The 22,873-nt window shown below is 69.5% G+C and carries 16 protein-coding genes; 10 read left to right on the forward strand and 6 right to left on the reverse strand.

Features of this window, described 5'->3' with window-relative positions; genetic code table 11:
• Positions 1–186: 186 nt before the first annotated feature.
• From WBG79_RS00270 to ppk2, 3 genes are all read right to left on the reverse strand, one after another.
• Positions 187–1,422, reverse strand: coding sequence for an HlyD family secretion protein (locus WBG79_RS00270; RefSeq protein WP_337355106.1), 1,236 nt, complete (start codon positions 1,420–1,422; stop codon positions 187–189).
• A 3-nt stretch (positions 1,423–1,425) separates the two neighbouring features.
• A complete protein-coding gene (locus WBG79_RS00275) occupies positions 1,426–1,881 on the reverse strand; it encodes a hypothetical protein (protein WP_337355107.1) in 456 nt (151 codons plus the stop codon).
• Positions 1,882–2,460: 579 nt separating this feature from the next.
• Positions 2,461–3,297 (reverse strand): polyphosphate kinase 2, encoded by an 837-nt coding sequence (gene ppk2, locus WBG79_RS00280; protein WP_337355108.1) that lies wholly within the window; start codon positions 3,295–3,297, stop codon positions 2,461–2,463.
• Between the two features lie 571 nt (positions 3,298–3,868).
• On the opposite strand from ppk2, the gene WBG79_RS00285 reads away from it, so the two are divergent.
• The 4 genes from WBG79_RS00285 (at position 3,869) to WBG79_RS00300 (ending at position 10,832) form a co-directional block, all read left to right on the forward strand.
• Positions 3,869–6,595 carry a decarboxylase gene (locus WBG79_RS00285; protein WP_337355109.1) on the forward strand — a complete coding sequence of 909 codons (2,727 nt, stop codon included), beginning with the start codon at positions 3,869–3,871 and terminating at the stop codon, positions 6,593–6,595.
• 11 nt (positions 6,596–6,606) lie between these two features.
• Positions 6,607–8,307 carry an aspartate:alanine exchanger family transporter gene (locus WBG79_RS00290; RefSeq protein ID WP_337355110.1) on the forward strand — a complete coding sequence of 567 codons (1,701 nt, stop codon included), beginning with the start codon at positions 6,607–6,609 and terminating at the stop codon, positions 8,305–8,307.
• 91 nt (positions 8,308–8,398) lie between these two features.
• The gene (locus WBG79_RS00295; protein ID WP_337357855.1) at positions 8,399–10,084 is read left to right on the forward strand and encodes an aspartate:alanine exchanger family transporter; all 1,686 of its coding nucleotides are present in this window, start codon (positions 8,399–8,401) and stop codon (positions 10,082–10,084) included.
• A 67-nt stretch (positions 10,085–10,151) separates the two neighbouring features.
• Positions 10,152–10,832 carry a MarC family protein gene (locus WBG79_RS00300; RefSeq protein ID WP_337355111.1) on the forward strand — a complete coding sequence of 227 codons (681 nt, stop codon included), beginning with the start codon at positions 10,152–10,154 and terminating at the stop codon, positions 10,830–10,832.
• A 33-nt stretch (positions 10,833–10,865) separates the two neighbouring features.
• Here WBG79_RS00300 and WBG79_RS00305 read toward each other — a convergent pair whose 3' ends face one another.
• Complete coding sequence (locus WBG79_RS00305) at positions 10,866–11,948, reverse strand: AI-2E family transporter (RefSeq protein WP_337355112.1); 1,083 nt, start codon at positions 11,946–11,948, stop codon at positions 10,866–10,868.
• A gap of 316 nt (positions 11,949–12,264) precedes the next feature.
• Between WBG79_RS00305 and WBG79_RS00310 the strand changes: the two genes are divergently transcribed.
• The 3 genes from WBG79_RS00310 (at position 12,265) to WBG79_RS00320 (ending at position 17,036) form a co-directional block, all read left to right on the forward strand.
• Positions 12,265–13,683 carry a porin gene (locus WBG79_RS00310; protein WP_337355113.1) on the forward strand — a complete coding sequence of 473 codons (1,419 nt, stop codon included), beginning with the start codon at positions 12,265–12,267 and terminating at the stop codon, positions 13,681–13,683.
• 463 nt (positions 13,684–14,146) lie between these two features.
• Positions 14,147–15,190, forward strand: a complete 1,044-nt coding sequence (locus WBG79_RS00315) for an AraC family transcriptional regulator (RefSeq protein ID WP_337355114.1) — start codon at positions 14,147–14,149, stop codon at positions 15,188–15,190.
• Positions 15,191–15,341: 151 nt separating this feature from the next.
• Complete coding sequence (locus WBG79_RS00320; RefSeq protein ID WP_337355115.1) at positions 15,342–17,036, forward strand: SulP family inorganic anion transporter; 1,695 nt, start codon at positions 15,342–15,344, stop codon at positions 17,034–17,036.
• A gap of 27 nt (positions 17,037–17,063) precedes the next feature.
• Here the strand turns inward: WBG79_RS00320 and WBG79_RS00325 are convergent, their stop codons facing one another.
• The gene (locus WBG79_RS00325; protein WP_337355116.1) at positions 17,064–17,747 is read right to left on the reverse strand and encodes a DJ-1/PfpI family protein; all 684 of its coding nucleotides are present in this window, start codon (positions 17,745–17,747) and stop codon (positions 17,064–17,066) included.
• Between the two features lie 561 nt (positions 17,748–18,308).
• Between WBG79_RS00325 and WBG79_RS00330 the strand changes: the two genes are divergently transcribed.
• Entirely contained in the window at positions 18,309–19,505 is a 1,197-nt protein-coding gene (locus WBG79_RS00330) for an MFS transporter (RefSeq protein ID WP_337355117.1), read from the forward strand.
• Between the two features lie 187 nt (positions 19,506–19,692).
• A complete protein-coding gene (locus WBG79_RS00335) occupies positions 19,693–19,992 on the forward strand; it encodes a DUF4242 domain-containing protein (protein WP_337355118.1) in 300 nt (99 codons plus the stop codon).
• 84 nt (positions 19,993–20,076) lie between these two features.
• On the opposite strand, the gene WBG79_RS00340 is transcribed toward WBG79_RS00335, so the two are convergent.
• On the reverse strand, positions 20,077–21,867 hold the full coding sequence (locus tag WBG79_RS00340; protein ID WP_337355119.1) for a winged helix-turn-helix domain-containing protein: 1,791 nt from the start codon (positions 21,865–21,867) through the stop codon (positions 20,077–20,079).
• A gap of 297 nt (positions 21,868–22,164) precedes the next feature.
• On the opposite strand from WBG79_RS00340, the gene WBG79_RS00345 reads away from it, so the two are divergent.
• Entirely contained in the window at positions 22,165–22,806 is a 642-nt protein-coding gene (locus WBG79_RS00345) for a hypothetical protein (protein WP_337355120.1), read from the forward strand.
• Positions 22,807–22,873 lie beyond the last annotated feature (67 nt).

The following is a 22,873-nucleotide window of genomic DNA, read 5'->3' on the forward strand; positions in this document are numbered from 1 at the left end:
ACGGACTTGTACTTACATCCGTAGCACCAGGATCTATGAAGAGCAGGATGTTGCGGCTCCCCCGCCATCCGGGCCCGATCCTGGCGCAATCATCGCAGGCACGGCGTCCCCCGAACGCCCGGGATCGGGCGCCCGGCCGGAGGACCCGTCCGTGAGGGGGTCGGGCCCCCCGTGATCGCCGGGGCCTCAGTGGCCTTTGAACACCAGGGTCTGCACCGGCAGCATGATCGCCTGAATCCGCAGGATCAGGGCATGCACGAGCGCGACCGTGTCGACGAGGTGCAGGAAGACCCAGCGGCCGGTCGAGATGTTCGGGTCCTGCAGGGCCTCGTGGTTGCTCGTATAGGCGTTCGCCACGCAGGCGCTGCCGGGCGGCAGGTCGTCCGTCCCGCCGGCGAAGAGCGGCTCCATGAAGACCGTGATGGTGCCGCCTAAGCCACCGATCTTGGACGGGTCGACCAGGACGTCCGTCGGCCGGACCTGGCCGGAGGCGATCACATCCTGCACCTCGGTCACGACCATCGGGATGATGGCCATGGGCTTCGCCGCGCAGGTGATCTCCGCGATCATGCCGGGCTTCATCACCTGCGCCTCGATCTGGCCGAAGCCGGCGACCACGGCACGCCGTCCGCTCGTGGCCGGAATGAGGATGCCGGCCGGGCGCATGAACGGGTTGACGATGTCGCCGACCTTCAGGGTGAACTGCTCCAGGCGGCCGTCGACGCCGGCCTTCACGACCGTCTTGGCCAGTTCCACCTGCGCCTGGGCGAGCGCCGCCTCCGCGCTCGCCTTCTGGGACGGAAGCAGCGTGGAGAGCTGGACTTCCAACGATTGCTTGTTGACCCGGGCCGTCTGCACGGCGGCCTGACGGCCGTCGACCTGCACCTTCAGGCGCTCCACCTCGCGCACCGAGACCGTCGCCGCGTTTCGGCGGAGCAGCTCGGCGCGGGTGTCGTATTCGTTCTGCGCCTGCTCGAGCGCCGCCTCCGCTTCGGCGATCCTCGAATCCGCCGCCCCGAGTTCGACCTGGGCGACCTTCATGGCCGCCTCCGTCTCCTCGATCTTGCGCCGCGCCGTGTCGACTGCCGCCCTCTGCGTCGAATCGTCGAGGCGGAAGATCGGATCGCCCGCTTTCACCTCGCCGCGGATGTCACGATAGACCTCCGCGACGCGGCCGGACCCGTCCGGCAGGATCGGGATCGAACGGAACAGCGTCGCCACGTTGGTGCTCGCCGGGTGGAAATAGAAGATGACGGTAATCAGCATGACCGTGAGGAACAGGCATCCGGTGATGCCGTAGCGGAGTTCGTACCACACGGAATAGATCGTGATCTCTCTGCCGAAGCGCTTGCCCTGGACGAAGCGCCGATAGAGCCAGTCCGGCAGGAGCGTGAACATGGAACAGAGCATCAGCTCGAGCATGGATCAGGCCTTCTTTGCCAGGGCTTCGACGCGGTCGTGGGCGACGGGGTGCGCGTCCTTCGCGGCCGGGGTCTCGGGAGCCGGAGCAGCCTCCTGCTCGGGCGGCGGCCCGGAGTTGTGCGCGATGCGGCTGAGCGAGGACGCCATGCTGTTGATGGGCGTCATGAAGTCCGGAAGGTCGATGAAGGCGAGCAGCAGCCCTGCGATCCAGAAGAGGTGGTTGTGCGTGAAGAGCGAGATGAGCGCGAGCACGCCCACGATCTCCAGCTGTGCCTTCTGGCTTCCGTGCAGCATGTGCTCCGGAAGGGCGTGGAGCTTGAAGTAGAACACGCCGATCCCGATCAGGCTGAGCACGAGCACGACGACCATGATGCTGAGCAGGGTGTCGCTCTGCCCGGGCCCCGTGATGAAGAAGGGGAGGTGCCCCGTGGCGGCAGGGTTGATGGCTTCCGACGTCATGTTGGGTACTCCGGAACCGTTGTCTTGTGCTTGGCCTGATTCGTGCCCGGGGACTCGGATGCGCCGCCGGCGCGCCCGACGATGGGGAAGCCCTCGCCGCCGACGATGCTGGCTTTCACGGATGGGATCACGGGAAGCTCCCTTGGAGGCGCGACCCGGAAAGGACCGGCCGGCGCTCGCATCGGTCGGGCGGCGGGACCGGTGTCCCCGCGGCGAATCGGTTCAGCGCCAGGGCGCATCGTCCCGGGTGAGGGAGAGGCCGGCGTCGCCCTCCTCCCGCAGGTCGGCCACCCGGCCGGAAACGGTCTGATGCGGCACGGCCATGACCCGGTCTCCTTCGAGCACCAAGACATCGAGCGCCCGCGCCGGTTTCCGGGGCAGCCCGCCCGAAAAGATATTGTGAATGCTCAAGGAAATGCACCGAGATCTCCTTGCGGGAGCAAAAATATCAGTGGCATCCCGTAAGCGAAAGTCCGCAAATCGACTGATACCCCGGCATGCGGGCAACGCGTCCCGTGCCCATCGCCTCGCCGGTCGTCGCAGCCGGCCCGCCCACGCCGACACGCAAGCGCGGGCCGTTCAGTAGACCTGTTCGACGACCTTCACCACGTAGCGGGACGGCTCGTAGTCTCCCCGCTTCTGGCGCTTCGGCAGCTCGATCTTGTCGCGCTTGGGTCGCTTGTAGGGGATCAGCTTGAGGATGTGGTTGATGACGTTCAGGCGTGCCTTGCGCTTGCTGTCGGAGGGGACCACGTACCAGGGCGCCCAGGGACTGTCGGATTTCTCGAACATTTCGTCGCGTGCGCGGGAGTAGTCGTACCAACGCTTGTAGGATTCGAGGTCCATGGGCGAGAGCTTCCAGATCTTGCGCGGATCGTTGATGCGCTCCTCCATGCGGCGCGTCTGTTCCTCTTCGCCGACCTCCATCCAGAACTTGATCAGGATGACGCCGGACTCGACGATCGCCTTCTCGACGGCCGGAACGGCGTCCAGGAACTTGCGCGCCTGCTCCTCCGTGCAAAAGCCCATCACGCGCTCCACGCCGGCGCGGTTGTACCAGGACCGGTCGAAGATCACGACCTCGCCGGCCGCCGGCAGGTGCGGCAGGTAGCGCTGGAGGTACATCTGCGAGCGTTCGCGGTCGCTCGGCGCAGGCAGGGCCACCACGCGGAAGGTGCGGGGGCTGACCCGCTCCATGATCGCCTTGATGGTGCCGCCCTTGCCGGCTCCGTCGCGGCCCTCGAACAGGATGCAGACCTTGAGGCCCTCCTGCTTGACCCATTCCTGCAGGGCGACCAGCTCGCCGTGCAGGCGGGCGAGTTCCTTGTCGTAGTCCGCGCGCTTCAGCTTGCCGCTTGCCGGTTCGGGCGAAGGCTCGGTCGCCTCGGCGACGGCCCGGTCGTTCTTCTTGGCCATGCTCGTCCTCTCTCCGGAGGACTTCTCCCCCGCCGAATGGGGCATGCTGACATGCTTTTCCGGCCCTGCTTGATCGCGTGGGCCTGCGGGGGCTCCTGAGGGAGGGCGGGCACCGGGGATGGAACGGAACGGACCTCTGACGATCTCCCGCCTACCCGCACGAGGGTGCCCTCGGTCCGGTCCGGGCGCGCTCGTGTCGACCGGGGGAGGTCCGAAGGTCCCGTGCGTGCCCTCGTGGGTCTTGCGGCGGCGCCCGATGCAGTATCCAGCCGATCTGCCGGCACTGGCAAGCATCGTCCCGCAGGGATGAAAGGCCCCTTGTGAGACGATCTGCAACTCATCGTGGAGACGTTCCCCTGCGATGACGGAATATCTACAATAAACGCAACAATAATTTCTTCCTAATCCGCCAGAGTTACCAATTCTGGGACGCCGCCGCCTAAGAGAACTTCCGGATGTCCCAAACAATCAAGCACGTTATGGCCACGGCGCCACATTCGGTTTTCCGTGAGAAGTGCCGATAGGCATTTCTACCGAGATCGTCGCACGAATACTTTGCCGGAGGGGCGCCATGAACCACAAGCCAGCCGACGACCACCGCATCGACCACTTCTTCTCCATGCCCTCCGCGCGGGCCGACGGCTGGCGCGCGCTCGCCGACGTGGCGGGCGCCTGGGCCGACGGCAGGGCCGCTGTGGGCGCCGTCGCGGAGGCCTTCGCGACGGCGACCGGCATGGAGGACTTCCACGCCTTCCCGGGCGCCCGGCTCCTCGCGGCGCTGAAGGAGCGGCTCGCCGCCGGCGAGGCCAAGGGCTTCGCGGCCCTGGCGCGGCGCCTCTCCGCCGCCATCGTCACCCGCGACTACAAGTACGACCCGGCCGAATGGGAGACCGGCGACGAGACCGGCGACACGCCGGCCGACATCCTGCCCCCGACCCTCGGCCGGGGCGAGGCGCGCCGGCCCTATTTCGAGATGCTGCTGGTCACGCCCGGCGCTGCGGTCAAGGGCGCCGAGCAGTCGGCCGAGCTGCGGCGGATGCGCCGGCCCGAGGACCAGTTCGTCTATGAGGCGGTCCCGGTCGGAAGCTTCGAGGACGCGGTCTGCGCCGCCATCGTGAACCCCGACATCGCGGCCGTCACCATCTACGAGGGCTTCGCCTACGCCTCGCGCCATGACGCGCCGGTGCTTCGCCGCGTCCTCGCCTCGGTCGGCCTCGACAAGCTGGCGGGGGACAGCCGTGACATGACGCTGGCGCTCGCCCGCGGCCTGAAGCGGGTCCGGCCCGACCTCGACATCTACGTCCTGTCGGACCGCCACGTGGAGGAGCTGGCCGGCGACCCGCGCGCCGCGTCCATCAGGCGCGTCCTCTACTCGATCGAGGAGATGCTCGAGCTGCACCTGTCGGTGCTCGAGGGCATCCAGGCGCGCTACGAGACGCCCTTCTTCGATAACCTGAAGAAGTACGCCCGGCGGCCGATCAGCACCTTCCACGCGCTCCCGATCGCGCGCGGCAAGTCGGTCTTCAAGTCCGGCTGGATCCGCGACATGGGCGAGTTCTACGGCCTCAACCTGTTCCTGGCGGAGAGCTCGGCCACCACCGGCGGCCTCGACAGCCTGCTGGAGCCGACCGGCAACATCAAGAAGGCGCAGGACATGGCGGCCCGGGCCTTCGGCGCCGAGCACGTCTTCTTCGTCACCAACGGCACCTCGACCTCCAACAAGATGGTCCACCAGGCGCTGGTGGCGCCCGGCGACATCGTCATCCTCGACCGCAACTGCCACAAGTCGCACCACTACGGGCTCGTGCTCGCGGGCGGCCAGCCGCTCTACGTCGAAGCCTTCCCGATGACCGAGTACTCCATGTACGGGGCGGTGCCGCTGGTCTCCATCAAGAAGGCCCTGCTCGACCTGAAGGCCGAGGGCCGGCTCGACCGGGTGAAGATCGTCGACCTCACCAACTGCACCTTCGACGGCCACATCTACAACACCCGTCGGGTGATGGAGGAGTGCCTGGCGATCAAGCCGGACCTCGTCTTCCTCTGGGACGAGGCCTGGTTCGGCTTCGCCCGCTGGTCGCCGTTCCTGCGTCCCCGCACGGCGATGGGCGCCGCGGAGGCGATCGAGGACTGGATGCACGATCCGGCCTCCGTGGAGGCCTACGAGCTCCAGCAGCAGGACCTGGGCCCGAACCCGACGACGGAGGTGCTCCTCGCCACGCGGCTCGTCCCCGACCCGCGCAAGATCCGGCTGCGCGTCTACCAGACCAACTCCACCCACAAGTCCATGTCGGCGATCCGGCAGGGCTCCATGGTGCTGGTCAAGGACGTGGACTTCCACACGGTCGAATCCCAGTTCCACGAGGCGGTCTTCACGCATGCCTCGACGAGCCCCAACCAGCAGCTCATCGCAAGCCTGGACGTGGCGCGGCGGCAGATGGAGCTCGAGGGCTACGGGCTGGTGATGAACGCCATCGAGATCGCGCTGGCGATCCGGCGGCAGGTGAACACCCACCCGCTGATCTCGAAATACTTCCGCATCGTCGGCGCCGACGGCATGGTCCCTGCGGCGTACCGGGAAAGCGGCTTCGTCGACTACCTGGCCCCCGGCACCACCTGGGCGGAGGCCCTGGAGACCATGCGGAACGACGAGTTCTGCCTGGATCCGACCCGCATGACGCTCGTCTGCGGAACGGCGGGCTTCGACGGCACGCAGTTCAAGGCGCTGCTCGCCAACCAGTACGGCATCCAGCTGAACAAGACCTCGCGCAACTCGGTGCTGCTGCAGTCGAACATCAACAACACGCGCAGCGACGTCGCCCAGCTGCTGCGCGTTCTCATCGAGATCTGCACCGACATCGACAGGCGCCTCGCCCACGGTGGGGCCGACGAGCAGGCCGCCTTCGACGCGCGCGTCAAGTCGCTCATGACCGACGTGCCGGACCTGCCGAACTTCAGCCGGTTCCACGACGTGTTCCGGGGCGATGCCGGGGACCGCACCCCCGAGGGGGACATGCGCACGGCCTTCTACGCGGCCTATGACGCGCCGGGCTGCGAATACGTGAAGCTGAACGGGGCCGAATGCGACCGGCGGCTGCGCGAGGGTCCCGAGATGGTCTCGGCCAACTTCGTGATCCCCTACCCGCCCGGCTTCCCGATCATGGTGCCCGGGCAGGTCATCACGCAGGAGACCATCGACTTCATGCGCAAGCTCGACGTGAAGGAGATCCACGGCTACGAGGCCGCCAAGGGCCTCAAGCTGATCAGGCCGGACGCCGTCCTGGCCAAGACGAAGCGCTGAGGAGCCGCCCCATGCAAGCCTTCTTCGCCTATCTGGGGGCCAACCCCTTCATCCTGCTCTTCCTCACCGTCGGCCTGTCCGTCTGGATCGGCCGGCAGACCATCGCCGGCTACGGCCTCGGCATGGTGGCGGCCGCCATCGTGGTGGGCTGCGGCCTCTCCGTGGCGGCCTCCGCCTACGGCGTGAAGCTCGAGCTCAACGCCTTCACCAAGAGCCTCTTCTACTACCTGTTCATGTACGGGGTCGGCCTTCGGGTCGGGCCGTCCTTCGTCAACAGCCTCGGCGGCGACGGCCTGAAGTTCACCTTCCTGGCGGTGGTCAGCAGTCTGATCGGCCTCGGCCTCGTGGTCGGCGGCACGATCCTGACCGGGCTGCCCACCGGTGCCGCCGGCGGCATCCTGGCCGGCTCGCAGACCATGTCGGCGGCGATCGGCTCGGCCGAGCAGGCGATCACGGCCGGTGTCGTGAAGCTGCCGGAGGGCATGACCCAGGAGCAGGCGACCGCCATGATCGCCCTCTCGTACGGCATCACCTACATCTGGGGCACGGTCGGCATCATCCTGATCACCAAGTACCTGCCGAAGTGGTGGGGCATCGACGCGAAGGCGGCGGCGCAGGCCTACGAGAAGGAGCACGGCGTGGCAAGCGGCGACACGCCCGCCCTGTCCGGCTGGACGGCCGGCGGGCTGCGCGCCTACCGGCTCGAGAACCCGCAGTGGGTCGGCAAGACCGTCGGCGACATCCTGAAGGCCAATCCTGAATACCGCGCCGTCAACGTGGTGCGCGGCGGCGAGTCCCTCGGCCTGCCCTACGACCTGCCCCTCAAGCTCGGCGACGTCGTCGCGCTGGGCGGCCGGCGCGAGGCGCTCACCGAGAAGATGGGCCTGATCGGTCCGGAGGTCGCCGAGCGCGCCGCCCTCGACATCCCGCTCGACCGTGCCGAAATCCTGGTCACGAACGGCGAGATCCTGAAGAAGACCCGCGAGGAGTGGCGCGCCCTGCCCGGGGCCGACCAGATCCAGGTCACCGGTCTGGAGCGCGGCGGCGTGCCGATCCCGATCGGCAACGACACCAAGCTGCAGCGCATGGACATCGTGACGGTGGTGGGCCTCCGGGACGCCGTCGGCAGGGTCGGCGCCGCCTTCGGCCGCGTCATCCGGCCGTCCGCCGCGACCGACCTCCTCACGCTCTCGGTCGGCATGATCCTGGGCTTCCTGATCGGCGCCATCGACTTCCCCGCCTTCGGGTCGCGCGTCGGCCTCGGCAACGCGGGCGGCCTCCTGGTCGCCGGCGTGATCGTGTCCTCGCTCTCCTCGCGGCTCCGCTTCTTCGGCAACACGCCGTCGGCGGCCCGCAACGTGCTCGAGGACCTCGGCCTCATCGTGTTCGTCGCGATCGTTGGCATCAACGCCGGCAACTCGCTGCTCACCCAGCTGACCGGCATGATCGCCCTCAAGATCTTCATCGTCGGCTTCATCGCCTGCTCGATCCCGCCGATCCTGGTCTGGGCCATCGGGTACCACGTCATGAAGATCAACCCGGCCATCCTGATGGGCGGCGTCGCCGGCGCGCGCAGCCATAGCGGCCCCTGCCGCGAGGCGGCGGTCGAGATCCAGTCGAACGTGCCGTGGATCGGCTTCCCCGTCGGCTACGCCGTGTCGGGCGTGCTGCTCACGGTGTTCGGCTACTTCGCGATGCTGCTGGCGCACTGACGGGCCTGCCCGTTCTCCGGAGGACGGCGGGGGTCGCGAGGCCCCCGCCGCCCTCCGTTCCCCAGAAAGCTCAGGCCCCGAGGTCCGGATCATCGCCATGCTGCAGACGGTCATCGCCAAGGCACCGGAAGTCTTCCTCCTCCTCTCGATCGCGCTCGGCACCGTGCTGGGCAAGGTCCGCATCAAGGGCTTCGCGATCGGAGGCACCGCCTCGATCCTGCTGGTCTCGGTGATCCTCGGCCAGTTCGGCGAGTTCGTGATCCCGGGCATCCTGAAGTCGATCCTGTTCGGCATGTTCGTTTTCACGATCGGCTATAGGTCGGGCCCGGAATTCTTCGCCTCGCTCAACGTCCGCACCCTCGGACAGGTGGCGCTCGCCGTCGTGATCGGCGGCACCGGCCTCATCGCGGTGCTCGCCACCGCCTACCTCCTGAAGCTCGACGCCGGCACGGCCTCCGGCCTTGCGGCCGGAGCCCTGACCCAGTCCTCGGTCATCGGCACCGCCTCGGGCGCGCTCCAGGAGCTCGGCCTCGACGCGGCGGCGCTGAAGACCGCGCAAGGCAACGTCGCGGCGGGCTACGCGGTCACCTACATCACCGGCTACATCCTCGTGCTGGTCTTCGTGCCCTACCTGGCGCCCCGGCTGATGGGCGTCGACCTCAAGGCGGCCGCCGAGAAGCTCGAGGAGACGCTCGCCTCCGGCGGCGAGAAGCAGTCGGGCGCCAACCTCCTCTACCGCAAGTTCCAGGCCCGGTCCCACCAGGCCACGAAGGGCGCCGGGCAGACCGTCGCCGAGATCGAGGCCCGGATCGGGCGCCGGTCGGTGGTCGAGCGCATCCTGCGCAAGGGCGAGGACGTGGAACCGCTGCCGGACACCGTCCTGCAGCTTGACGACGAGGTCCTGGTCGCCGGCCCCACCGCCGCCATCCTGCACGCCGACACCATCGTGGGCCCCGAGACGGACGGCGAGGAGATCATGCGCAAGGTGCCGGGCGAGGCCAAAGAGGTCCTGGTCGAGAACCCGGACCTGCACGGCCTCACCCTGCAGCAGATCGTCGACCGCTTCGGCTCCGAGCTGCGCGGGATCTTCCTGAGGTCGCTGTCGCGCCGGGGTCTCGACGTGCCCATCACCCCCGAGACCCGGATCTACGTGGGCGACGTCATGACGGTCGTCGGCCATGGCCGGGACATGAGCCGCATCGTGCCCATGGTCGGCGAGGCGCTCGCCTCCGGCGACCGGGCGGACATCGCCTATCTGGCCGGCGGGCTCGCCGTCGGTCTGGCGGTCGGCCTTCTCTCGATCGCGGTCGGCTCGGTGCCGCTGACGCTCGGCGGCGGCGGCGGCGCGCTGGTGGCCGGCCTCGTCTGCGGCTGGCTCCGCTCCCGCAAGCCGATCATCGGCAACATCCCGCCGGCGGCCCAGCAGACCCTGATCGACATCGGCCTCGGCGGCTTCATCGCGGCGATCGGTCTCGCCAACGGCCCCGCGGCCGTGCAGGCCATCCAGGCGAACGGCGTCGCCCTGGTGTTCGCCGGCTTCTTCGTGACTCTCGTCCCCATGGTGATCGGCACGCTCTTCGCCCATCGCGTCCTCAAGATGAACCCGGTGGTGATCTGCGGGGCGCTGGCGGGCGCCATGACGGTCGACGCGGCCGTGACCGGGGCTTGCGAGGTGGCCGAGAGCCAGACGCCGGTGCTCGGCGTGGCGGTCCCCTACGCCGTCGCCAACGTGTTCCTCACCATGCTCGGCCCCATCATCGTCGCGACCCTCTCCTGACGGCCGGGCAGCCTTCGCGCCGCGCGGCCCCCGGGCCGCGCCGCCTCCCGATGCAAGGGACGTCCTCATGTCCATCGCCACGCTCGAGCAGGTCGCGAGTGACTTCCTGTTCGGCTTCGGAACCCTCTTCGGGATCATCAATCCCTACGGTCTCGCCTTCATTTTCCTGGCGCGCACGATCAATCTGAGCGACCGCGAGCGGGCCGGGGTCGCGCTGCGGGTCGCGCTCTATGCCTTCGCGATCCTGATCGTCTCGCTCTTCGCCGGCGCCGCCATCCTCGGCCTCTTCGGCATCTCCCTGCCGGCGCTCAGGATCGCCGGGGGGCTGGTGGTGGCCGCGTCCGGGTGGACGATGCTGCACGAGCCCGGCGAGGAACAGTCCGGCACCCGCTCCAGCCTCGACGCCGCGGCGGTCTCCGGCATGGCCTTCTTCCCCCTGACCGTGCCGCTGACCACCGGCCCCGGCACGATCGCGGCCGCCATCGCGCTCGGCGCCACCGGGCGGGGGAGCCTGGTCGAAGGGATCCGGTCCTCGATCGTCTCGCTGGCCATCGCGGCGGCGGCGGCACTGGTCGTCTACCACGCCTACAGCCAGGCGGCCGTCATGGCCCGGCTCCTGGGCGTGGAGGGGACGCGGGTCGTCACGCGCCTGTCGGCGTTCCTGCTCCTGTGCGTCGGGGTCCAGATCATCGTGACGGGCGTCACCGATGCGCTGCAGCCGCTCGGGGCGCAGGTCCGGGGCCCCTGACGCGGGGCGGGCGCCGTGACGGCCGCGGGGATCTCACCCGAGCGTGCCCGTGCGCCAGACCTGCAGGAGCGAGTAGGCGATGGCGATCAGCGTCGGACCGATGAAGAGGCCCAGGAAGCCGAACGACAGGAAGCCGCCGAACACGCCGATGACGACCAGGATGATCGGCATGTGGATATGGGCCCCGATCAGCGCCGGCTTGATGATGCCGTCGGCGAAGCTGACGAAGATGCCGAGCAGGATCACGAACCAGAACGCCAGCGAGGAGGCGCCCGCCCCGTGCAGCCACCAGGCGGAGCCGATCCAGACGAGGTTGATGAGCGGCGCGCCGATCTGCGACAGGGCCATCAGCATGGTGATGAAGCCGAGCGCCACCGCCGCCGGCACGCCGGCGACGAGGAGCCCCAGGCCCATGAGCAGGCCCTGGATGGCGGCGGTGCCGACGACGCCGTAGAACACGCCCCGCACGGCGTGTCCCGCGATCTCCGTCATGGCCGCCAGCGGCTCGCCGCCGAGGCGGACGAGGATGTCGCGCAGCACCGCCAGGATGACGAAGCCGCGCCCCCAGATCGTGGCCGCCACCACCATCGCGACGATGAGCTGGAACAGGCTCGCCGCCAGGCCGACCGCGGCGTCGCGCAGGAAGTCCCTGATCGGCTGCCAGTAGACGGCCATCAGCTTGTCGGATCCCTCGGCGCCGGCCATGAGGCTCCGCCAGCGTTCGGCCAGCCGCTCCCCGACGACGGGCACGTCCGAGATCCATTGCGGCAGATCCGGCGAGGTCCGGATCCACTCGTGCACGCGGTCCGACAGGGTGCGCATCTCGTCGGCGAGGCCGGGGGCGGCCAGGATCGCCGGGACCACGATGCCGACGATCAGGAGGACCAGCAGGAGCGAGGCCAGGTTGCTGCTCTTCAGCCCATGGCTGTCGAGCCAGGGGCGCGCCGGCCAGGCCGCGATCGCGATGATCGAGCCGAACAGGATGCCCACGATGAAGGGCTTCAGCACGTAATACACGCCGACCAGGAGGGCGACGAAGAGCAGGACGACGAAGAAGCGCTCGATCATCCGGACATTGCTCGGGTCGCCCGGTTCGAGGGATGGAGTCTTCAACATGGCCCCTTGAAACTCCTTGCGGTCGACTGTCCCTGCGGCTTGCTTCCGTTAGGGCAGCTAAATGCCGGTCGTCTGCTCATCGAAGTGTATTCCGTAGGTCTTCCGAAGACAACATAGGGGAAAGCCGTGAGGAGTCGACTTGATCGATTGGGACACCTGAAATGTTACCAAACGGCAACAGATCTCCGTTAGTTGTGCCAAGACCACCCCACGGTCTTCTGCCTTCGCGAGGAGGGGGCTAGTCTGCTGAACGATAAAGGGCGGCTCGTGGATTCGGCGTGGCCCGGCCGACGATTGGAATTCAGGGGGAAACGAGATGGACGACGTGCGGGAGAGCTTTGTTGGTCCGGAAGGCCGCGCGGCCGGAGCCGTGCCGCGGGCGGTCGTCGCCCTGGCGGCCGTCGTCCTGGCGACCGGCATCGGGGCGACGGGCGCGCTGGCGGCCGATCTCGGCCGGCCTGCTCCGGCGGCGGTCGACTACGTGAAGGTCTGCGACGCCTACGGCACCGGCTTCTTCTACATTCCCGGCAGCGAAACCTGCCTCAGGATCGGCGGCTACGTCCGGGCCGAGTATCGCACCGGGGATTCGAACCCGACCTACCGTTTCCAGGGCTCGAAGACGAACTACTCGGGCCCCTACAGCTGGAGCAACGACCGCAACCGCAACGCCGTCTACACCCGCGGCCGCGCCCTGCTCGACATCGATGCCCGGACCAACACCGAGTTCGGCCTGCTGCGCTCGATGATCGAGGTCTACTGGACGGTCAACACGGGGTCGTCGTCGTCCGCCGTCAACACCGCTGTGGACTACGCCTACGTCCAATGGGGCGGGTTGACCGCCGGCCGCACCCAGACGGTGTTCGACTTCTTCACCGGCTTCGCCTACGGCGCGGTGTTCGGCTACGACACCTCCGCCCGGCGGGTGAACCTGCTCAGCTACACCTACAGCTTCGGCAACGGCATCGGCCTGACCGTGGCGCTGGAGGACAGCTCGACCAGCTCGAGCCGCCGCGAGAACGGCGCCTTCGAGGGCGCGGCGGCCGATTCGCCGCTCAACGGCGTCCAGTACGGCGGCAACCGGTACCCCGACGTGGTCGCGGCCCTCAAGATCCAGCAGGACTGGGGCTCGGCCCAGGTCATGGGGCAGGCGCACCATGTCCGTGGCCAGGCCGTCCCCGGCGTGACGCGCGGCAAGGACGAATGGGGCTACGCGGTCGGCGCGGGCGTCATCGTGAACCTGCCCATGATCGCTCCGGGCGACCAGGTCGCCCTCCAGGCCGCCTGGGGCTCGGGCGCGCCCGGCACCGTCTTCTCCCCGAGCGTGCTCTTCCAGGGCGAGAACGTGTCGGGGACGCTCCGCAACGGGACCGCGGTCTCCGGCTCCCTCGCCAATCTCGGCGCCGATGCGGTCTACAGCAACCGCGGAACCATGCACCTGACCGAGGCCTGGTCGGTCTACGGCGGCTACAAGCACAACTTCTCGCCCACCTGGCAGCACGACCTGAACATCGGCTACGCCGACGTCGACGGCTTCGGAGCCCGCGACTACCGCCAGTTCGAGGTGGTCGGCGACATCCGCTGGAAGATCGTGAGCGGGCTGACCCTCGGTGCCGAGCTCGAATACCGCACGGTCGACTTCTCGTCGAAGACGATCTCCTTCTATTCCGGCCAGGGCCGCAAGCTCCGCGATGATGATGCCTGGGTCGGCATGTTGCGCGTGCAGCGGGACTTCTGAGCCCCGCGCCGGCCGCGGCAAAGAGAGCGAAGCGGAGGCGCCGGGGAGATCGGCGCCCTCCGCAGTCGCCCGTAGGCGCCGCACGGGCCCGTCCCTGGTCCGACCACATGCGTGATCCGAAGGCTCGGCCCTGCAGCCGAGCCTTCGTCGTTCATCGCGCCACGAAGGACCCCGTCCGCGGCACCCCGCAATCCCACCCTTCGGACCCCGGCGCGGAGACGCACGGGAACGCGAATGTCGGGCTCCTGAGCCCCGGCGCGACCGGGCGCGCCTGCCTTTCTCCAGGCGACCGCGACCGGGCGTGCCAGCCTTCCTCTAGGCGACCGCGACCGGGCGTGCCCGCCTTCCTCTAGGCGACCGTAGTCATCCATAGTTGCGGAAGCTAAAATTTCAACATATCACTTATCTTCCATATACATGGGTTACGCGGGGTTCGCCCATGCATCCAGTATCGGAATCTGCCTTGAAGCAGGCCGGCGTCCGTGCGGTGCGCCCCGGCTACATGCACCTGGGTGTCGTCCGCGGCCTGATGGCCGTCGTCGAGAGCCTCGGGGCGAACCCCGCCGAGATGCTCGTCGCGGCAGGGCTCGATCCCGCCTCCTTGGCCTCCCCGACCGGCACCATCTCCCTGAAGGCCCTCGGCGAACTCCTCGAGGTCTGCCGCAGTCGCCTGCACTGTCCCCACATCGGCCTCCTGATCGGCGCCCGTGCCGGCGTCGCCTCGATGGGCATCGTGGGCGAGTACATGCGGTGCTGCGACACGATCGGCGAGGCCCTGCAGGGCATTGAGGACCATCTCTGGGTTCAGAACCGCGGTGCCATCTGCACCATCCAGCGGTCGAAGGACATCGCCCTTTTGAGCTTCACACCCTACGACCCGACCATGTCCGGGGTCGAGATGGTGGCCGAGGGCGGCCTGGCGGTGGCGGTCGGCGCGATCCGTGAGCTGATCGACCCGAACTGGTCACCCCTCGAGGTCCTGCTGCCCCGCCGCCCGCCCCGGGATCCGGCCCCCTACCTCGACGTCTTCCGCGCTCCGGTGCGCTACAACCAGGAGATCGCCGCCATCGTGTTTCCGGCGAGCATGATGACCCTTCCCTTGCGCAGCGCCGACCCGGCCGCGAAGGAGGAGGTCCTGCACAGGCTCGCCTGCCTGGCGCTCCACGGGCGGGAGATCATGCTGGACGACGTCCGCCGGATCATGCGCGCCCGGCTGCTCGACGGCGGCTGCGACGTCAACGCGGTCGCCCGGCGGTTCGGCATCAACCGCCGCACGCTCAACCGGCACCTCAACGGCACGGGCACCTGCTTCCGCGAGGTCTACGACGCCATCCGCTTCCAGGCCGCCCGTCATCTGGTCGGCGACACCGACATGCCCCTCGCGCAGATCTCCGACATCCTGCACTTCTCCGAGCCTCCGGCCTTCACGCGCGCCTTCCAGCGCTGGTCGGGCGGCATCTCGCCGCGCCACTGGCGCAGCACCATGCACTCGGACGCGGCCGAGTAGCCGCGGACGCCATCCGACGGCCCCGGCTGCCGGGGGCCCCGTCGGGCTTCCGCAAAGCGCCCGCCATGGCTCAGCCGATCAAGCGCAAGCGCGACCGGCCGCTATCCTGCATCCGCCGCGCTAGAGGCGACAGCAGCCCCGGGAGCCCGCCGTGACCCTGCAGACGACCGGACGGTCGCCCGTCGCACCGATCACCCAGTGGATGCGCGGCTACGATCGCAGCATGCTGGCCCGCGACGGCGTGGCGGGCCTGACCGCCGCCGCCGTCGTGATCCCCAAGGCCCTCGCCTATGCGACCATCGCGGGCCTGCCGATCCAGGTCGGCCTCTACACGGCCTCGCTCCCGATGGCGATCTACGGGGTGCTCGGCAGCTCGGCCGTCCTCAGCGTCAGCACCACCACCACCCTGGCGATCCTCGGCGCCGCCGCCCTCGACACCGCCCGGACCGCCGATCCCTCGGTCAGTCTCGCCGCGGCCTGCGCGACCCTGACCGTGCTGGTGGGCGCCATGCTCGTGCTGGCGCGCGTGCTGCGGCTGGGCTTCATCGCCAACTTCATCTCCGAGCCCGTGCTCACGGGCTTCAGGACCGGGGTGGGCATCGTCATCCTGGTCGACCAGGTGCCCAAGCTGCTCGGCATCCACATCGCCAAGCACGGCACGCTCCGGGACGCCTGGTCGATCGTCGGCGCGCTTCCCGAGACCTCGGTCGTCACCCTCCTCGTCGCGCTCGCCACCTTCGCGGTGATCCTCCTCATCGAAAGCCGCGCGGCGTGGCTCCCGGCCCCCCTCGTCGGCGTGGGCGGGGGCATTCTCGCCTCGGTCCTGCTCGGCCTGCCCTCCCACGGCGTCTCCGTGGTCGGCTCCGTGCCGGGCGGCTTCGCGCCCCTCACGCTGCCGGCCGTATCGCTCGTCGCGGTCCTGTGGCCGGCGGCCCTCGGCATCGCGGTGATGAGCTTCACCGAAACCATCGCGGCGGCCCGGTCCTTCACCAGGAAGACCGACCGCCGCCCGGACGCGGACCAGGAGCTCCTCGCCACCGGTGCCGCCAACTTGGTCGGCGGCCTGTTCGGCGCCATGCCGGGGGGCGGCGGCACGTCCCAGACCGCCGTGAACCGGGGCGCAGGAGCCGTCACCCAGCTCGCCGGCCTCGTGACGGCCGCGACTGCCCTCGCCGCCATGCTGTTCCTGGCGCCCCTCCTGGCGCCGATGCCTCAAGCCTCGCTCGCCGCCGTGGTGCTCTTCTATTCGGCCGGTCTCGTCAGCCCGGCCGACTTCGCCGCGATCCGGCGGGTGCGCTCGCGGGAGTTCCGGTGGGCGGTGGCCGCCGCCGCCGGAGTCGTGCTGCTCGGCACGCTGCAGGGCATCCTGGTGGCGGTCGTGCTCTCGATGGTGACGCTGCTCGTCCTCGCCAATCGCCCGCCGGTCTACGAACTCGGCCGCAAGCCCGGCACCGGCGTCTTCCGGCCGCGCACGGCCGAGCACCCGGAGGACGAGACCCTTCCGGGCCTGCTGATCCTGCGCACGGAAGGCCGCGTCTACTTCGCCAACGCGGCCGCCATCGGCGAGAAGATCCGCGCCGCGGTGGCGGAGCGGGCGCCGAGCGTCCTGCTGATCGACTGCTCGGCCATCCCGGACATCGAGTACACGGCCGCGAAGATGCTGGCCGAGGCCGAAGCCGAGTTCGGCGCGGCCGGCGTCGAACTCTGGCTGGCGGCGCTCAACCCGGAAGCCCTCGAGCTCCTGCGCAGCATCGGTCTCGCCGACAAGCTCGGCCGGTCACGCATGTTCTTCAACGTCGAGATGGCCGTGGCCGCCTACGCCGAGCGGTTCCGGCCCGCCGCATGACGGAGTCCGCCGGAAGACGCCCGAAGATCAAGGGGCGGCTCGGGCGGACGCGAGGGCGGCACGGAACGCGGCGCGCGCGTTGATGTTCCTCTGCGCGACCAGGGTCGCCACCGCCGGAGGGGCCCGATCCGGATGCCCCGTGTCGAAGGGCGGACTGGGGTCGTACTCCAGGCCGAGCTGAATCGCCTGTGCGACCGCCGCGCCGGCGATCTCGCTCACCATGTGCAGCCCGAAATCGATGCCCGACGTGACGCCGCCGGCCGTGGTGACGTTCCCGTCCTTGACCACGCGCGCCTTCTCGTGGGTCGCGCCGACGAGCGGCAGGAGGTCGGTGAAGGCCCAGTGCGTGGTGGCGCGCCGTCCCTCGAGGAGGCCTGCGACCCCGAGAATGAACGCCCCGGTACAGACGGACGTCACGTATCGGGCACCGGCGGCCTGTCCGCGAACAAACGCGACCAGGTCCGCGTCGTTCAGCGCCTGTACCACGCCGGAGCCGCCGCCCGGCACGCAGAGCAGATCGAGCTGCGGACAGGTCTGGAACGTGTGGGTCGGCACCAGGCCGAGGCCGCTGTCGCTGGGCACCGGCGAGGCCGACTTCGCCACGATGTGCATGGCCGAGTTCGGCAACCGGGCCAGCACCTGCTGGGGGCCGGTGAAATCGAGTTGCGTCAGATCGGGGAAGATGACGAAGCCGACGTTGATCTTGAGCATCCGAGATCTCCCTGTCCCGAAAAACTCTAGGGGGTCGCGTCGTGCGGAAGCGTCGGGCCATGCTGGCGCGACGGACCTGTTCGACAATGCGCGGTTGAGGCCCTGTCCCGGGCGGATCTGCGGTCCGGCTTCTCCCTGTCGCCGGACCCGCCCATCGTCCCGGCGCAGGATCCCCGCCGGCATGGCCTTGGATCGAGACTAGCACGACCGGAAGCTCGGCGGCGGGTCGAGCGATCGTCGACCGTCTTCGTCCGCCCCGTGCCGCGATCCCGGGCCGCTTTGCCGCCACCCGGACGAGGCGGGCTGGACTTCGGGCGTCTGGGCCGGGACGTGCCCCTTTCGACCCCCGGGCAGCGAGTTCGGCATCACCGCCCTGTGATGGAAGCATCCCGCGCGACCTCCGTTCGGAGGCGGTGGCCGCCACGGGCGCTCCGACCATCCCCCCGACGGATCGGCGAAGTCGCACCGGAAAGGCGTACGATGAAATGACGCTAGAAGCGGCCTCGACGGCATGAGACGCACAAAACCGGCCCAGAACGAACTCATTGGATAGTGCTGAGAATGTCTTATGGGCCGTCGCTGGACTGGTTGAACTTCCTTCTGGCCGATGTTCGCGGTGGGCTGGGACCGTATGTGAGCGTCTATCTGCTCACGGAGGCGAACTGGGACCAGGCCACGATCGGGGCCGTGCTGACCGCGAGCGGTCTCGTCGGCATCACCCTGCATACCCCGATGGGGATGATCATCGATGCCACCCGCTCGAAACGGGCGCTGATCGTGGCCGGCGTCGCGGCCCTTTCGGTTTGCGCCCTGGCGATTGCCTGGAGGCCCAGCGTCCCGGTCGTGCTTGCGGCCGACATCGTCATGGCCGCGCTGGGCGGCCTGTTCGCGCCGACGGTGGCGGCGATCACCCTCGGCCTTTCCGGCCCGGGAGAGCTGGCCGCGAGGATCGGGCGCAACGTCGCCTTCGATCGGCTCGGAAACCTGGCGGTCGCCGCCCTCGCGGCCGCGGTCGGGACGGCGGTCTCGCTGACGGCCGTGTTCTACCTCGTGCCCTTCTTCGCTGTCCTGACGACCGTCGCCATCCTGTCCATCCCCGCCTCCGCGATCGATCACGAAAGGGCGCGCGGGCTCGACTCCAAGGCGGCGGCGGAGCGGCCCGGGCCGCCGGCGGGCTGGTTCAAGCTTCTGACCTACAGGCCCTTCCTGCTCCTGGCCGCCGTCACGATCCTCTTTCACTTCGCGAACGCGCCCATGCTCGCCCTGGCCAGCCAGAAGCTCGCGCTGAGCCACCCCGGGCGGGAGGCGGCCCTGACCTCGAGTGCCATCATCGTGGCCCAGCTGGCGACCATTCCGATGGCCCTGCTGGTCGGGCAGGCGGATATCCTCGGGCGCAAGCCGCTCCTCGTCCTCGCCTTCCTGGCGCTGCCTGCGCGCGGGCTGCTGTTCAGCTATGCCGACGGCGCCGCCTGGATCATCGCCGGCCAGGTCCTGGACGGCATCGGAAGTGGGCTGTTCGACACGCTTCTTCCGCTCGTCCTCTCCGACATCATGCGCGGATCGGGCCGCTACAACGCGAGCCGCGGCATCATCGGCACCATCCAGGGCGTCGGGGGCTCCTCCAGCCATGTGTTCGCCGGGGCCATGGTGGTCGGGGTAGGATACGGCTGGGCCTTCATGGCCCTCGCCGGCATCGCTGCCTGCGCCCTCGTGCTGGTCGTTCTGGCCATGCCGGAGACGAAGCCGAAGGACGCCTGATCTCGGCGCGCCGGATGATCCGGGCCGCCGTCCGTCCGGCACCTCGGCCACTATCCCGGACGCCAGAGATCGGGAAAGCATAAGCGCGCGGTAAGGACCGCGGCTCCGGACCCGGGCTAAGCCTCTGGGGCACGCTCGTTGGGCCTGCCGCCGGCGGGTTCCCGGGCATCCAGAGGAGAAACGCGACATGCAACTCTACGTTATCCGGCGCCCGAGCGCCTGGGCGTCCATGCCCGAACTCGAGAAGGCCGGTGCCAAGTCCGCCCGCATCGGGAACGAGGAGATGCCGGACCGCGTCCGGTGGATCCGCAGCTACGTGGTGCGGGAACCGGACGGCCGCGTCGGCACCTTCTGCCTCTACGAAGCGGTGGACGGCGAGGCGATCCGCGAGCACGCGCGCCGCGTCGGCATGCCGGGCGAGGAGTTCTATCCGGTCGAGGCGACCGTCGTCGTCCGGCCCGACCCCGCGACCGCGAAAGCCGCCTGATCACGCCCGCCGGCGGGAGCGCGACGCTTCCGCCGGCGACCCAGACACCCCGGGCGCTCGACGGGAGGGTGCCGTTCGGGCGCGTCAACAGGCCGGAAGGGACTTGCGGGCGGCGTCCGGAGCCAGGCGGAGCGCGAGGAGCCTCGCGCGCTCGTGCAGCCGGAGCGCGCCGATCCGTTGCGCGCCGCGCGCGGCGAGATCCGCCTCCACGAGGGCGCCCGCCCCTTGGCCGGAGGCGGACAAGACCTCGGCCAGTTCGAGACGGACCCGGGCCACCTGATAGTCCGCGCCCATGCTCGTCCAGAGCTGCCGGGCCAGGACCAGGAGGCGGGTCGGCGAACGGTCGTCCTCGCAGGCGATCCGCGCCTGCGCCTCCAGGGTCATCGCCCGGATGGCCTGGCTGGGCCACGAATCGTAGCTGTCGGAAAGCTCCCGCACGCAGTCCCGCGCGGTGTCCAACCGACCCGCCAGGGCGGCGATCCGAGCCTTGTTGGCGACGATCCAGCCGCGCCTCTGCAGGCTGAACCAACCCGCCCCGGCCAGGACGCCGTCCAGCGCGGAAAGCGCCCCCTCCGTGTCGCCGGCCTCGAACAGCAGGATGGCGTGTCCGGGCTCGGCGTCCCAGCCGCGCTCGTACGCCACCCTATAGTCGCTCATCGCCGCGGCCGCGTCGCCTCGCATGGCCTGGATGTCTCCGCGGACCCGATACGCGTCGCCCAGCGCCCAGGGCTCTGTTGCCGCGAGCGCCTCGATGGCCCGGTCGATGCCCGCGAGGGCGTCGCCGAGGACGCCCCGGGCGCCCAGGATCTCGGCCCGGTGCAATTGGCACGCGCCGCTCAGTCGCGCGAAGTTCGCGTGGCACCACGTCTCGAATCCGCCGCTCCACTGGCTGCCGCGCGACCAGTCGGCGAAGCTCCGGCAGGACCACAGAATGTTGCAGTAGATCAGGCTCCCCATGATCGGGTCCACCTGCCCCGACAAGGCCATCGCGGCCGCGTGGTCCTGCTGCTCGAGTCCTTCCGCGGCGCGCCCGAGCGAGATGTTGAAGAAGCCGAGATAGGCCAGCGTCAGGGCCCGCACGCCGACCGGCGCCGCCCGGCCGGCGATCGCCTGCGCCTCGGCGGCGAGGTCGCGCGCCTCTTCCGGGCGGCCCTCGAAGGCGGCGAAGCGAGCCCGCATCCAGACCAGCAGCGCGTGCGCGTCGGTCTCCGGACCGTGGTCCAGGAAGCTCTGGGCCCGGACGAGCCATCCACGCGCCACCGCCGTTTCGGCCCGCTCAAGATGGAGCCGCGCGAGGTTGATGGCCGACCGCGCCGCCTCCACGGGACGCCCCGCGGCGGCATGTCGGGTGACGGCGTCGACGAGCAGCGGCAGGCCGTCCGACGGCCGTGCGAGGCACTCGAGGGTGACGGCCCAGAGATCCAGGTCCTCCGGCCCGAGAGGGTCCGTCGCGGCCGCCTGCGCGAAGGCGTCCGCGGCGGCCGCCCATCTTCGAGTCCGGCAGGCCTCGCGCGCCGAAGCCGTGCGTTCGTCCGGCTCGGCACCCGACGGAAGCAGTCCCGCCAGGTCGGGACGGTCCACGGCGAAGCGATAGCCCAGCCGGACATGGCTGCGGATCGCATCCCCCAGGCCGCCCCGGGCCAGAGCCGAACGGGCCAGACTGACGGCGCGCTGAAGGGATGCCTCGGTGACGTGGAGGCTCGGCCAGATCGCGTCCATCAGTTCGCTCTTGGGAACCACCCGGCCCGCGTTGCGCACCAGATAGGCGAGGACGTCGAAGACCTTGGGCTGGATGTCCAGGTGCAGGCCGTCGAAGGTCAGGACCCGTGCCTTTTCGTCAAGGATGAAGCGCCCGAAGCTGAACCTCCCATCCAACTCCAGTCCTCCCTCGGTCCCTCGGTTCGGCCGCAGGCCCCTGCGGGACGGCTGGTCCGTTCGGGTCCGGCGCCGCCCTGTCTCGCCGTCCATCTTCTCCGATTGCCGCCGCCTCACCTCTCAACAGTGAGTGAAGGCCCGTGAACGCCCATGAGGGCGGCGCCGCACGGCGCGACGGGGCTGGGGCGCGGGCGAGACTGGGCCAATGTCGACCGGAGGCTTCGCATTCTTGCCGACTCTCGGCCTTCCTCGGTTCGCGGTAGAACCCAACTGTCATTCCAGTCGGGAGGGTCGGTTTTGCGCAGCGTGCTTCTTGGTCTAGCCCTTTTCGTCGCCATGATCGGCGGGACCGCCGCGAAGGACCGATCCGAAACCATCGCGTTCAAGCCGGGCGCCACTTCGACCACCGTCAAGGGTCGGATCAAGGGCGACGCCGGCGTCGCCTACGCGCTCGCCACCGGGCAGGGCCAGACGCTCCAGACCCTGTTCGAACCCTCCAACCGGTCCTGCTACTACAACGTGACCGCCCCTTCGGCCACCACGGCGGACCACATCGGATCGACATCGGGCAACGAGTTCGGGGTCTCGCGGACGGTCGCGGGGACCTACACGATCCAGGTCTATCTGATGCGGAGCGCCGCCCGGCGCGGCGAGAGCTGCCGCTACAGCCTCTCGATCGAACTGACGGGGGCCCCGGGCGGCGTCAGCCCCGGGGTGTCGGACGCCATGATGGCCGACGTCTGTCGGGGCAAGGCCGCGACCATGTACGGCGTCGAGCCGCGCAGGATCTCGCCCGCCGCCATCGCCCCGGACGGCAAGGGATTCAAGATCGAGGCGACCGCCGACAAGGGCCCCGAGGGCATCAAGAAGCTCCGCTGCATCTTCAAGCCGGACCGTACGCTCGACCGGATCATGGCGCTGACCCCCGACGGCGAGTGACGGGCAGGGGCTCCCCGGAGGTCCGGACCGACCCCGGTCTGTGCCTGGGCTGATCAGCCCCGGGATG

This window comes from Prosthecomicrobium sp. N25, assembly GCF_037203705.1.
In the GTDB taxonomy this organism is placed as follows: Bacteria; Pseudomonadota; Alphaproteobacteria; order Rhizobiales; family Ancalomicrobiaceae; genus Prosthecodimorpha.